This is a genomic window from Streptomyces sp. HPF1205 (assembly GCF_020400825.1).
In the GTDB taxonomy this organism is placed as follows: domain Bacteria; phylum Actinomycetota; class Actinomycetes; order Streptomycetales; family Streptomycetaceae; genus Actinacidiphila.
In genome coordinates this window covers 151,499-164,095 of sequence record NZ_JAINVH010000014.1, presented here as the reverse complement: position 1 = coordinate 164,095, position 12,597 = coordinate 151,499, and the positions used below count along the sequence as shown (strand labels likewise).

The 12,597-nt window shown below is 69.8% G+C and carries 9 protein-coding genes; 5 read left to right on the top strand and 4 right to left on the bottom strand.

Translation table 11 applies throughout. The annotated features are described in order from the left end of the window. Window positions 1-71: 71 nt before the first annotated feature. The 5 genes from rplA (at window position 72) to K7G61_RS18245 (ending at window position 10,442) form a co-directional block, all read left to right on the top strand. A complete protein-coding gene (gene rplA, locus K7G61_RS18265) occupies window positions 72-797 on the top strand; it encodes a 50S ribosomal protein L1 (protein WP_225847932.1) in 726 nt (241 codons plus the stop codon). A 529-nt stretch (window positions 798-1,326) separates the two neighbouring features. After that, complete coding sequence (gene rplJ / locus K7G61_RS18260; RefSeq protein WP_225847931.1) at window positions 1,327-1,860, top strand: 50S ribosomal protein L10; 534 nt, start codon at window positions 1,327-1,329, stop codon at window positions 1,858-1,860. 123 nt (window positions 1,861-1,983) lie between these two features. Next, window positions 1,984-2,376, top strand: a complete 393-nt coding sequence (gene rplL / locus K7G61_RS18255; protein ID WP_225847930.1) for a 50S ribosomal protein L7/L12 — start codon at window positions 1,984-1,986, stop codon at window positions 2,374-2,376. Between the two features lie 588 nt (window positions 2,377-2,964). Then, on the top strand, window positions 2,965-6,450 hold the full coding sequence (gene rpoB / locus K7G61_RS18250) for a DNA-directed RNA polymerase subunit beta (protein WP_225847929.1): 3,486 nt from the start codon (window positions 2,965-2,967) through the stop codon (window positions 6,448-6,450). 92 nt (window positions 6,451-6,542) lie between these two features. Beyond that, on the top strand, window positions 6,543-10,442 hold the full coding sequence (locus K7G61_RS18245) for a DNA-directed RNA polymerase subunit beta' (RefSeq protein WP_225847928.1): 3,900 nt from the start codon (window positions 6,543-6,545) through the stop codon (window positions 10,440-10,442). 95 nt (window positions 10,443-10,537) lie between these two features. Here K7G61_RS18245 and K7G61_RS18240 read toward each other — a convergent pair whose 3' ends face one another. The 4 genes from K7G61_RS18240 to K7G61_RS18225 form a co-directional block, all read right to left on the bottom strand. After that, on the bottom strand, window positions 10,538-10,801 hold the full coding sequence (locus tag K7G61_RS18240; protein WP_225847927.1) for a hypothetical protein: 264 nt from the start codon (window positions 10,799-10,801) through the stop codon (window positions 10,538-10,540). Further along, a complete protein-coding gene (locus K7G61_RS37320) occupies window positions 10,798-11,196 on the bottom strand; it encodes a hypothetical protein (RefSeq protein WP_374204156.1) in 399 nt (132 codons plus the stop codon). Before K7G61_RS37320 ends, K7G61_RS18240 begins: the two co-directional genes overlap by 4 nt. A gap of 37 nt (window positions 11,197-11,233) precedes the next feature. Continuing rightward, window positions 11,234-12,121, bottom strand: coding sequence for a peptidoglycan-binding protein (locus K7G61_RS18230; protein ID WP_225847926.1), 888 nt, complete (start codon window positions 12,119-12,121; stop codon window positions 11,234-11,236). Window positions 12,122-12,194: 73 nt separating this feature from the next. Continuing rightward, on the bottom strand, window positions 12,195-12,572 hold the full coding sequence (locus K7G61_RS18225; protein ID WP_225847925.1) for an ATP-binding protein: 378 nt from the start codon (window positions 12,570-12,572) through the stop codon (window positions 12,195-12,197). Between the last annotated feature and the right edge of the window lie 25 nt (window positions 12,573-12,597).

Genomic DNA, 12,597 nt, shown 5'->3' with positions numbered 1-12,597 from the left:
GCCCACCACGTCGTTCTGTGGAAGGGCCTGCTCGGCCCGCACCACGACTCCCACACGTTCAGGAGCAGCAAGTGAGCAAGCGCAGCAAGTCTCTCCGCGCTGCGGACACCAAGGTCGACCGGGAGCGTCTGTACGCGCCCCTGGAGGCCGTCCGCCTCGCCAAGGAGACCGCGACCACCAAGTTCGACTCGACCGTCGAGGTCGCCTTCCGCCTGGGTGTCGACCCGCGCAAGGCCGACCAGATGGTCCGTGGCACCGTGAACCTCCCGCACGGCACCGGCAAGACCGCCCGGGTCCTGGTCTTCGCGACCGGTGACCGTGCCGCGGCCGCGGAGGCCGCGGGAGCCGACATCGTCGGCTCCGACGAACTGATCGACGAGGTGGCGAAGGGGCGGCTGGACTTCGACGCCGTCGTCGCCACCCCGGACCTCATGGGCAAGGTCGGCCGCCTCGGCCGCGTGCTCGGCCCGCGCGGCCTGATGCCGAACCCGAAGACCGGCACCGTCACGCCGGACGTGGCCAAGGCGGTCACGGACATCAAGGGCGGCAAGATCGAGTTCCGCGTCGACAAGCACTCGAACCTGCACTTCATCATCGGCAAGGTGTCCTTCGACGACGCCCAGCTCGTGGAGAACTACGCGGCGGCGCTGGACGAGATCCTGCGTCTGAAGCCGTCCGCGGCCAAGGGCCGGTACGTGAAGAAGGCCGCCGTGTCCACCACGATGGGCCCCGGCATCCCGGTCGACCCCAACCGCACCCGCAACCTCATGGTCGAGGAGGACCCGGCGAGCGTCTGATCCGGCGCACGCCGCGCGTCCGCGCGAAAGCCGGCGGCCCCGTCCCGATCCTCCGGGGCGGGGCCTCGGCCTTTCCGGCGCCCGTGTCCCGTCCCTCCGGCCCCTGCGGCCGTCCCGGCGGCTCGGCGCCCGTGTCCCGTCCCTCCGGCCCCTGCGGCCGTCCCGGCGGCTCGGCGCCCGTGTCCCGGCCGTCCCGGCGGCTCGCCGCCCGTGTCCCGGCCGCTCGGCCCCCCGGCGGGCCGGCGCCCGCGCTCGCCGCCGGAGGCGATTTGCCCGGGCGGGGGCCGGTCCCGTACGCTTCCTGAGAAGCCAGAGACCGCAGGTTGTCGCCGTGCCCTTTCCGGGGCGGGCGGCCGAAGGATCCGCACATCGCGGACGACCCGCGCAGGTGAACGTGGATGATCTCCGGAGGCTCGCGCCTTCGTCGAGTAACGCTCCGTGCGCCTGCGCCGGGGCGTTTTTGTTGTGCCGAGCACGCCTCCTTCGTCAGCCGGACGGTCCGCAATCACCCGGAAGGAGGCCGAGACTCATGGCGAGGCCCGACAAGGCCGCCGCGGTTGCCGAGTTGACGGACAAGTTCCGCTCCTCGAACGCCGCTGTGCTGACCGAGTACCGCGGTCTCACCGTGGCGCAGCTCAAGACGCTGCGCCGTTCGCTCGGTGAGAACGCCACGTACGCCGTGGTGAAGAACACGCTGACCAAGATCGCGGCCAACGAGGCCGGGATCAGCACGCTCGACGACCTGTTCGCGGGTCCGTCGGCCGTCGCCTTCGTCACCGGTGACCCGGTCGAGGCGGCGAAGGGTCTGCGCGACTTCGCCAAGGACAACCCCGCTCTCGTCATCAAGGGCGGTGTCCTTGACGGCAAGGCGATGTCCGCCGACGAGATCAAGCAGCTCGCGGACCTCGAGTCCCGCGAGGTTCTGCTCGCCAAGCTGGCGGGCGCCCTGAAGGGCAAGCAGTCCCAGGCTGCCTCGCTCTTCCAGGCGCTTCCCACGAAGTTCGTCCGCACCGCGGAGGCGCTTCGGGCCAAGAAGGCCGACGAGCAGGGCGGTGCCGAGTAACTCGGCTCGCACATCGACCGCCGGCCCGGCCCGGGCAGCGGTCACCGCGGGCCCGTCGTGTCCATCGGCCGCCCGCCGACATGTACATCCGGCACCAGCCGATTTAGTGGAAGGACCGCCGAAATGGCGACCAAGCTCAGCCAGGAAGACCTGCTCGCCCAGTTCGAGGAGATGACCCTCCTCGAGCTCGCCGACTTCGTGAAGGCGTTCGAGGACAAGTTCGACGTCAAGGCCGCCGCGGCGGCCGTCGCCGTCGCCGCCCCGGGTGGTGCCGCCGGCGGTGCCGCTCCCGAGGTCGAGGAGAAGGACGAGTTCGACGTCATCCTCACCGGCGCGGGCGAGAAGAAGATCCAGGTCATCAAGGTCGTGCGCGAGCTGACCTCGCTGGGTCTGAAGGAGGCCAAGGACCTCGTGGACGGCGCCCCGAAGCCCGTCCTGGAGAAGGCTAACAAGGAGGCCGCCGACAAGGCCAAGGAGGCCCTGGAGGCCGCCGGCGCCTCGGTCGAGGTCAAGTAACACCCAGGCAGCACCCAGCACGACCCAGCAACACCCAGCACCATCCAGCGGGGCCCGCGAGCCCCGTCGGGCCGTGGAGCGGCCACCCGAACGGGTGGCCGCTCCCGGTCGTTTTCGATCTCCACGAGGTCGGGGCCTTGACGTACGGCACGCATCGCGCAATTCTCAGGACGGTTCGCCAGCGCGCTCCCGCCCCGGAGGCACCGGGACGGCGGTCCCGGACGGTCCCGCCGAGATTCATCTCGGATGCATGGATCGGCTCCGATGCGGGAATGCATGACGATGCAGCGTGACGGGTGCGGATCCGGTTCCAGTTCGACGTCCGAGGGCGGCTGGCCGGGCCCGCGAGAGCGTGAGGGGGCGGCGATTCGGTACTCCGAATCACAGCTCTGGACATCAGTGGGCCAAGTGGCTACACTGACCCTTTGCGCTGCCTGTTAGCTGCTGCCTGGCCCGTCACCAGCGGCATGCCCACGTCTGAGCACCCAAGAGGAAGCCCGCCATCAGGACTTTTCCTCGGCTGAGGGCTCGGTTAAGGGGCGGACCGGTACGCGCGTAGTGAGTCCGAGCCCTCGGAAGGACCCCCTCTTGGCCGCCTCGCGCAACGCCTCGACTGCCAATTCGAACAACGGCGCAAGCACCGCACCGCTGCGCATCTCTTTCGCGAAGATCCGTGAACCGCTCGAAGTTCCGAACCTCCTCGCGCTCCAGACCGAGAGCTTTGACTGGCTGCTCGGCAACGCCGCGTGGAAGGCCCGGGTCGAGGCGGCCCTGGACAGTGGGCAGGACGTCCCCAGGAAGTCCGGTCTGGAGGAGATCTTCGAGGAGATCTCCCCGATCGAGGACTTCTCCGGGTCGATGTCGCTCACCTTCCGTGACCACCGCTTCGAGCCTCCGAAGAACTCGCTGGACGAGTGCAAGGAGCGCGACTTCACCTACGGCGCCCCGCTCTTCGTCACGGCCGAGTTCACCAACAACGAGACCGGCGAGATCAAGTCCCAGACCGTCTTCATGGGCGACTTCCCCCTGATGACGAACAAGGGCACGTTCTGCATCAACGGCACCGAGCGTGTCGTCGTCTCGCAGCTCGTCCGCTCGCCGGGTGTCTACTTCGACAGCCAGATCGACAAGACGTCCGACAAGGACATCTTCTCCGCCAAGATCATCCCGTCCCGGGGTGCCTGGCTGGAGATGGAGATCGACAAGCGCGACATGGTCGGCGTCCGCATCGACCGCAAGCGCAAGCAGTCGGTCACCGTGCTGCTCAAGGCGCTGGGCTGGACCACCGAGCAGATCCTGGAGGAGTTCGGCGAGTACGAGTCGATGCGCGCCACCCTGGAGAAGGACCACACCCAGGGCCAGGACGACGCGCTGCTGGACATCTACCGCAAGCTGCGCCCGGGCGAGCCGCCGACCAAGGAGGCCGCCCAGACCCTGCTGGACAACCTGTACTTCAACCCCAAGCGGTACGACCTGGCCAAGGTCGGCCGGTACAAGGTCAACAAGAAGCTCGGCAGCGACGCGCCGCTGGACGCCGGCGTGCTCACCCCCGAGGACATCATCGCGACCATCAAGTACCTGGTGAAGCTGCACGCCGGCGAGTCCGAGACGGTCGGCGACTCGGGCCGCACGATCATGGTCGAGACCGACGACATCGACCACTTCGGCAACCGCCGCATCCGCAGCGTGGGCGAGCTGATCCAGAACCAGGTCCGTACGGGTCTGGCCCGTATGGAGCGCGTCGTGCGCGAGCGGATGACGACCCAGGACGTCGAGGCGATCACGCCGCAGACCCTGATCAACATCCGGCCGGTCGTCGCCTCCATCAAGGAGTTCTTCGGCACCAGCCAGCTGTCCCAGTTCATGGACCAGACCAACCCGCTGTCGGGCCTGACGCACAAGCGCCGGCTGAACGCGCTCGGCCCCGGTGGTCTGTCCCGTGAGCGGGCTGGCTTCGAGGTCCGTGACGTGCACCCGTCGCACTACGGCCGCATGTGCCCGATCGAGACGCCGGAAGGCCCGAACATCGGTCTGATCGGCTCGCTGGCCTCCTACGGGCGGGTCAACGCGTTCGGCTTCATCGAGACCCCGTACCGCAAGGTCGTCGACGGCCGCGTCACCGACGACGTGGACTACCTGACCGCCGACGAGGAGGACCGCTTCGTCATCGCGCAGGCCAACGCGCCGCTCACCGACGACCTGCGGTTCGCCGAGGCCCGCGTGCTGGTCCGCCGCCGCGGCGGCGAGGTCGACTACATCCCCGGCGACGACGTGGACTACATGGACGTCTCGCCGCGCCAGATGGTGTCGGTCGCGACCGCCATGATCCCGTTCCTGGAGCACGACGACGCCAACCGCGCGCTCATGGGGTCGAACATGATGCGCCAGGCCGTACCGCTGATCAAGGCCGAGGCGCCGCTGGTCGGCACCGGCATGGAGTACCGCTGCGCGGTCGACGCCGGTGACGTGATCAAGGCCGAGAAGGACGGCGTGGTCCAGGAGGTCTCCGCCGACTACGTCACGGTGACCAACGACGACGGCACGTACACCACCTACCGGGTGGCCAAGTTCAACCGCTCCAACCAGGGCACCTCCTTCAACCAGAAGGTGCTGGTGGACGAGGGCGCCCGCGTGGTGGCCGGCCAGGTGCTCGCCGACGGCCCGTCCACCGACGAGGGCGAGATGGCGCTCGGCAAGAACCTGCTGGTGGCGTTCATGCCGTGGGAGGGCCACAACTACGAGGACGCGATCATCCTGTCGCAGCGCCTCGTCCAGGACGACGTGCTCTCCTCGATCCACATCGAGGAGCACGAGGTCGACGCCCGTGACACCAAGCTGGGCCCCGAGGAGATCACCCGGGACATCCCGAACGTCTCCGAGGAGGTCCTGGCCGACCTCGACGAGCGCGGCATCATCCGGATCGGCGCCGACGTGGTGGCCGGCGACATCCTGGTCGGCAAGGTCACCCCGAAGGGCGAGACCGAGCTGACCCCGGAGGAGCGGCTGCTGCGCGCGATCTTCGGCGAGAAGGCCCGTGAGGTCCGCGACACCTCGCTGAAGGTGCCGCACGGCGAGACCGGCAAGGTCATCGGCGTGCGCGTCTTCGACCGCGAGGAGGGCGACGAGCTGCCGCCCGGCGTCAACCAGCTGGTCCGGGTGTACGTGGCGCAGAAGCGCAAGATCACCGACGGCGACAAGCTGGCCGGCCGGCACGGCAACAAGGGCGTGATCTCCAAGATCCTGCCCGTCGAGGACATGCCGTTCCTGGAGGACGGCACGCCGGTCGACATCATCCTCAACCCGCTCGGCGTCCCGTCCCGGATGAACCCGGGGCAGGTGCTGGAGATCCACCTGGGCTGGCTGGCCAAGCAGGGCTGGGACGTCTCCGGCATCGCCGACGAGTGGGCCCGCAGGCTCGACGCCATCGGCGCCGGCCAGGTGGACCCGGACACCAACGTGGCCACCCCGGTCTTCGACGGTGCCCGCGAGGACGAGATCGCCGGTCTGTTCGACGCCACCGTGCCCAACCGCGACGGCGACCGGATGGTGAAGTCCTCCGGCAAGGCCCGGCTGTACGACGGCCGCTCCGGCGAGCCGTTCCCCGACCCGATCTCGGTCGGCTACATGTACATCCTCAAGCTCCACCACCTCGTGGACGACAAGCTGCACGCCCGGTCCACCGGACCGTACTCGATGATCACCCAGCAGCCGCTGGGCGGTAAGGCGCAGTTCGGCGGGCAGCGGTTCGGCGAGATGGAGGTGTGGGCGCTGGAGGCGTACGGCGCCGCGTACGCCCTCCAGGAGCTGCTGACCATCAAGTCCGACGACGTTCTCGGCCGGGTGAAGGTCTACGAGGCCATCGTCAAGGGCGAGAACATCCCCGAGCCCGGCATTCCCGAGTCCTTCAAGGTGCTCATCAAGGAAATGCAGTCGCTCTGCCTCAACGTGGAGGTGCTGTCCTCGGACGGCATGTCCATCGAGATGCGGGACACCGATGAGGACGTGTTCCGCGCGGCGGAGGAACTGGGCATCGACCTGTCCCGGCGCGAGCCGAGCAGCGTCGAAGAGGTCTGACGGGTTACCCCCGTCCGGCCGCCAACCGGACGGGGCTCCCAGGACCCGTACAGACCATTTGAGAATCAACCCTGAGAGGGATTGACGACACAGTGCTCGACGTCAACTTCTTCGACGAGCTGCGGATCGGCCTCGCCACCGCGGACGACATCCGGACCTGGTCGCACGGCGAGGTCAAGAAGCCCGAGACCATCAACTACCGCACCCTCAAGCCGGAAAAGGACGGGCTCTTCTGCGAGAAGATCTTCGGCCCCACCCGGGACTGGGAGTGCTACTGCGGCAAGTACAAGCGTGTCCGCTTCAAGGGCATCATCTGCGAGCGCTGCGGCGTGGAGGTCACGCGCGCCAAGGTGCGCCGTGAGCGGATGGGCCACATCGAGCTGGCCGCGCCCGTCACCCACATCTGGTACTTCAAGGGCGTCCCGTCGCGCCTCGGCTACCTGCTCGACCTCGCCCCGAAGGACCTGGAGAAGGTCATCTACTTCGCGGCGTACATGATCACCTGGGTCGACGACGAGCGCCGCACCCGCGACCTGCCGTCGCTGGAGGCCCAGGTCTCCGTGGAGCGCCAGCAGATCGAGCAGCGCCGCGACGCCGACGTCGAGGCCCGCCAGAAGAAGCTGGAGGCGGACCTCGGCGAGCTGGAGAACGAGGGCGCCAAGGCCGACGTGCGCCGCAAGGTGCGCGAAGGCGCCGAGCGGGAGATGAAGCAGCTGCGCGACCGCGCCCAGCGCGAGCTGGACCGGCTCGACGAGGTGTGGGCCCGCTTCAAGAACCTCAAGGTCCAGGACCTGGAGGGCGACGAGCTGCTCTACCGCGAGCTGCGCGACCGCTTCGGCACGTACTTCCAGGGATCGATGGGTGCCGCGGCGCTGCAGAAGCGCCTGGAGTCCTTCGACCTGGACGAGGAGGCCGAGCGGCTGCGCGAGATCATCCGCACCGGCAAGGGCCAGAAGAAGACCCGCGCCCTGAAGCGGCTCAAGGTCGTGTCCGCGTTCCTGCAGACCACCAACAAGCCCGGCGGCATGGTGCTGGACTGCGTCCCGGTGATCCCGCCGGACCTGCGGCCCATGGTCCAGCTCGACGGTGGCCGGTTCGCCACCTCCGACCTGAACGACCTGTACCGCCGTGTGATCAACCGCAACAACCGCCTCAAGCGGCTCCTGGACCTCGGCGCGCCCGAGATCATCGTGAACAACGAGAAGCGCATGCTTCAGGAGGCCGTGGACGCGCTCTTCGACAACGGCCGCCGTGGCCGCCCGGTCACGGGCCCCGGCAACCGTCCGCTGAAGTCGCTGTCCGACATGCTCAAGGGCAAGCAGGGCCGGTTCCGGCAGAACCTGCTCGGCAAGCGCGTCGACTACTCCGCCCGCTCGGTGATCGTCGTCGGCCCGCAGCTGAAGCTGCACCAGTGCGGCCTGCCCAAGGCGATGGCGCTGGAGCTGTTCAAGCCGTTCGTGATGAAGCGCCTGGTGGACCTGAACCACGCGCAGAACATCAAGTCGGCCAAGCGCATGGTCGAGCGCGGCCGCACGGTCGTGTACGACGTGCTGGAAGAGGTCATCGCCGAGCACCCGGTGCTGCTCAACCGGGCGCCGACGCTGCACCGCCTGGGCATCCAGGCCTTCGAGCCGCAGCTGGTCGAGGGCAAGGCGATCCAGATCCACCCGCTGGTGTGCACCGCCTTCAACGCGGACTTCGACGGCGACCAGATGGCCGTGCACCTCCCGCTGTCGGCGGAGGCGCAGGCCGAGGCCCGCATCCTGATGCTGTCCTCGAACAACATCCTCAAGCCGGCCGACGGCCGCCCGGTGACCATGCCCACCCAGGACATGGTGCTCGGCCTGTTCTTCCTGACCACCGACTCCGAGGAGCGGGACGTCAAGGGCGAGGGCCGGGCCTTCGGCTCCACGGCCGAGGCGATCATGGCGTTCGACAACCGCGAGCTGTCGATGCAGGCCCAGGTGGACATCCGCTTCCCGGTGGGCACCGTCCCGCCGCGCGGCTGGACCCCGCCGGAGCCCGTCGAGGGCGAGGAGCCGTACCAGGTCGGCGACAGCTTCCGGCTGAAGACCACCCTGGGCCGGGCGCTGTTCAACGAGCTGCTGCCCGAGGACTACCCGTTCGTGGACTACGCGGTCGGCAAGAAGCAGCTCTCCGAGATCGTCAACGACCTCGCCGAGCGCTACCCGAAGGTGATCGTGGCGGCGACGCTGGACAACCTGAAGGCGGCCGGCTTCCACTGGGCGACCCGCTCCGGCGTCACCGTCGCCATCTCGGACGTCGTGGTGCCCGAGGCCAAGAAGGGCATCATCGCGTCGTACGAGGCGATGGACGAGAAGGTGCAGAAGCAGTACGAGCGCGGCCTGATCACCAAGCAGGAGCGTTCGGACGAGCTGATCGGCATCTGGACCAAGGCGACCAACGAGGTCGCGGCGGCCATGAACGCCAACTTCCCGAAGACCAACCCGATCTTCATGATGGTCGACTCGGGCGCCCGCGGAAACATGATGCAGATGCGTCAGATCGCGGGTATGCGCGGCCTGGTCTCGAACGCCAAGAACGAGACCATCCCGCGGCCCATCAAGGCGTCCTTCCGTGAGGGCCTGTCCGTGCTGGAGTACTTCATCTCCACCCACGGTGCCCGCAAGGGTCTGGCCGACACCGCGCTGCGCACCGCCGACTCGGGTTACCTGACCCGTCGCCTGGTGGACGTCTCGCAGGACGTGATCATCCGCGAGGAGGACTGCGGCACCGAGCGCGGTCTGAAGCTGCGGATCGCCGAGCGGGGCGAGGACGGCACGCTGCGCAAGGCGGACGACGTCGAGACCAGCGTGTACGCGCGGATGCTCGCCGAGGACGTCGTGGTGGACGGCAAGGTCATCGCGCCCGCCAACGTCGACCTGGGCGACGTGCTCATCGACCAGCTCGTGCGGCACGGCGTCGAGGAGGTCAAGGTCCGTTCGATCCTGACCTGCGAGTCGGCGGTCGGCACCTGCGCGTACTGCTACGGCCGCTCGCTGGCCACCGGCAAGCTGGTGGACATCGGCGAGGCCGTCGGCATCATCGCGGCCCAGTCCATCGGTGAGCCCGGCACCCAGCTGACCATGCGTACCTTCCACACCGGCGGTGTCGCCGGTGAGGACATCACACAGGGTCTGCCGCGTGTGGTCGAGCTCTTCGAGGCCCGCGTGCCCAAGGGTGTCGCCCCGATCTCCGAGGCGGCCGGCCGGGTGCGGATCGAGGAGACCGAGAAGACCAAGAAGATCGTCGTCACCCCGGACGACGGCGCCGACGAGATCGCCTACCCGATCTCCAAGCGCGTCCGCGTCCTGGTCGGCGAGGGCGACCACGTCGAGGTCGGCGAGAAGCTGACCGTGGGTGCCACCAACCCGCACGACGTGCTGCGCATCCTGGGCCAGCGCCAGGTGCAGATCCACCTGGTCCAGGAGGTCCAGAAGGTCTACAACTCGCAGGGCGTGTCGATCCACGACAAGCACATCGAGATCATCATCCGGCAGATGCTGCGCCGGGTGACGATCATCGAGTCCGGTGACGCCGAGCTGCTGCCCGGCGAGCTGGTCGAGCGCGGGCGCTTCGAGCAGGAGAACCGGCGTGTGGTGGCCGAGGGCGGTCACCCGGCGTCCGGCCGTCCGCAGCTCATGGGCATCACCAAGGCCTCGCTGGCCACCGAGTCCTGGCTGTCGGCCGCCTCCTTCCAGGAGACGACCCGGGTGCTGACGGACGCGGCGATCCACGCGAAGTCGGACTCGCTGCTGGGTCTGAAGGAGAACGTCATCATCGGCAAGCTGATCCCGGCCGGTACGGGCCTGTCCCGCTACCGCAACATCCGGGTGGAGCCCACCGAGGAGGCCAAGGCCGCGATGTACTCGGCCGTCGGCTACGACGACATCGACTACAGCCCCTTCGGTACCGGCTCCGGCCAGGCCGTTCCACTGGAGGACTACGACTACGGCCCGTACAACGGCTGAGGTCGCCGGCGGTGGTGTGAACGCGAGGAAAGGGGCGGCGCCCCGGGCACTGGGCCCGGGGCGCCGCCCCCTTTCGTGCCCCGGGCCGGGTCCGGTCAGCGGGCCAGGATCTGCAGGGCGGTCACCACGACCGCGGCCACCGCGGCGAGCGCCCCGATGCTGGCCAGCGGCCATCGCGCGCGTTCCAGCGAGTCCAGGCGGGCCTCGTGGTCGGCGAGCTGCCGGTCGGTCTGGTCACTGCGCTGCACGAGCAGCGCGAGGGCGCCGTCTACCCGGGCGAAACCGGCCTCCACGGTGCCCCGCAGGCGTTCCAGTTCGAGGGCGACGGCGGCCGGATCGGACAGACTCGAATCGTTCATGCACCGCTGCCCTCCTCACTTGTGCCGGGGGCGGGTCGCGCGCCGGCGGCGAAGCCGAAACCGGTGGCGGGCGCGGCACCTTGTGCGGCGTCCGTGCCGGTTCCGGTTCCGGCTTCGGTTCCGGCTCCGGTTCCGCCGGAGGCGGGGTCGGGCAGGCCCCGCAGCGCGCGGTCGCCGTTGACGGGCACGTCGGTGCGCAGCCAGGAGGGCAGGAGCGCCTGCACACCGGGCAGCGCCATGAGGCGGCTGAGCGCGCCGGCGACGGCTACGGCGCCCGCGGCCCACGGCAGGGTCGCGGTCAGCCCGGAGGAGGCGGCCGCGGACGGCAGCAGGACGATCAGGCCGGCCAGGGTCTGCAGGGCCGTGCGCAGGGCGCGCTTGGCGGCGTCGGACATGGGGTCCACCTTTCGCATCGAGGGTGACGGTGGGCGGTCAGGCGACGTGCGGGACCCGCAGCGCGGCCCAGGAGGCGGGGCCGGGCCAGCCGTCGGCCGCGTCGCCGCGGTAGCCGAGCTTGCGCTGCCACAGCGCGTAGCTGTCCCGGTCGGCCTGCGTCCAGCGCGGGCCGGGTCCGACGCGGTACGCGGAGCAGCCCTCGGCGACCAGCCGCCGGCCCATCGCGGCCACGACCGGCGAGGTCGGCTGCGCGTGGAACCAGGCGGCCCCGGGGTACGGCTGGTACGCGGGGGCGGGCGGCCGGGGCGGGTTCCCGGAGCCTGCGGCCGGGGCCCGGCCGAGTCGGGCGGCGATCCGGGCGCGCATGCCGTCCATCGAGAAGCCGCGCGGGTCGTCCTTGAGGTCGGTCCACTCCTTGTGGCCGATGACCGAGGGCGCGTGCCAGCCGTGGGCGCGGCATATCGCCGCCGACACCCGCTCGATGGCGTCCAGTTGGGCGGCCGGCCAGGGGTCCCGGCCGTCGCCCATGTTGACGCATTCGAAGCCGTAGAAGGCGGTGTTCCCGTCGGTGTCGTTGGCGCGCGGCGGCGGCAGCGGGCGTTCGGCGGCGACCGCGTCGAGCACGCGGCCGTCACCGAGCCCGGCGTGGTTGGCGCGGCCGTTGCCGATCATGTGGACGCTGCCGTCCTTGGCGATCACGCCGTGGCACAGCGGGCCCGGCAGGTCGGAGCGGCCGTCCCAGCACAGGGCGACGCTGGAGTCGGTTCCGGTGGTGACGGTGTGGTGGATGACGACGCCGTGCACCGGGCCCCAGGGGCCGTGGCCGGCGCGGTTGTGGGTGCGCCAGCCGGGGTGTTCGACGACGGTGACGCCCTCGTGCCGCAGCGCGGCCAGCAGGGTGTCGGCGGACAGGGGTGTGGCCATGGTGCTCTCCCGGGGTGTCCTGGAGGCGGGGCGGGGCGCGACCGGAGTGGGCCGGCCCGGGGCGGGCCGGGTGTCAGGCGGTCGCCGGCGGCTGGGCCGGCCACTGCGCGCACAGCGCCGCGTACGCGGCCGCGCGGGAGTTGAAGTCGGTGACGGCCGCGGCGACGGCGTTCTGGGCGGCCGTCTGGTCCGGCACGACCGGGTCGGTGCCCACCGGGACGACGACGACCTGCCCGAGGCCGCGCAGCTGGGAGCCCAGGTCGCCGCTCTCGCTGATCTGCGCGGTGACGTAGACCGGCGGGTACTGGCCGCTGAGCGAGTCGACCTCGCTGACGGGGTCGAGGCTGTTGTCGTAGATCCGGATGTGCACCGTGTGCCCGGAGTCGGTGACGGTGGCGCGGCCCGCGTAGTCGATCGCGATGCCCCACGGCTGTGTGGTGTCGATGTCCATGCGCTGGGTCTCCTCGGACGGGGCT

What these genes read in the sequence shown, in the direction of transcription:
- rplL (WP_225847930.1), top strand. Translation starts at nt 1,984, where the DNA reads ATGGCGACCAAGCTCAGCCAGGAAGACCTGCTCGCCCAGTTCGAGGAG.
- K7G61_RS18225 (WP_225847925.1), bottom strand. Translation starts at nt 12,572, where the DNA reads ATGGACATCGACACCACACAGCCGTGGGGCATCGCGATCGACTACGCG.
- K7G61_RS18230 (WP_225847926.1), bottom strand. Translation starts at nt 12,121, where the DNA reads ATGGCCACACCCCTGTCCGCCGACACCCTGCTGGCCGCGCTGCGGCAC.
- K7G61_RS37320 (WP_374204156.1), bottom strand. Translation starts at nt 11,196, where the DNA reads ATGTCCGACGCCGCCAAGCGCGCCCTGCGCACGGCCCTGCAGACCCTG.
- rplJ (WP_225847931.1), top strand. Translation starts at nt 1,327, where the DNA reads ATGGCGAGGCCCGACAAGGCCGCCGCGGTTGCCGAGTTGACGGACAAG.
- K7G61_RS18240 (WP_225847927.1), bottom strand. Translation starts at nt 10,801, where the DNA reads ATGAACGATTCGAGTCTGTCCGATCCGGCCGCCGTCGCCCTCGAACTG.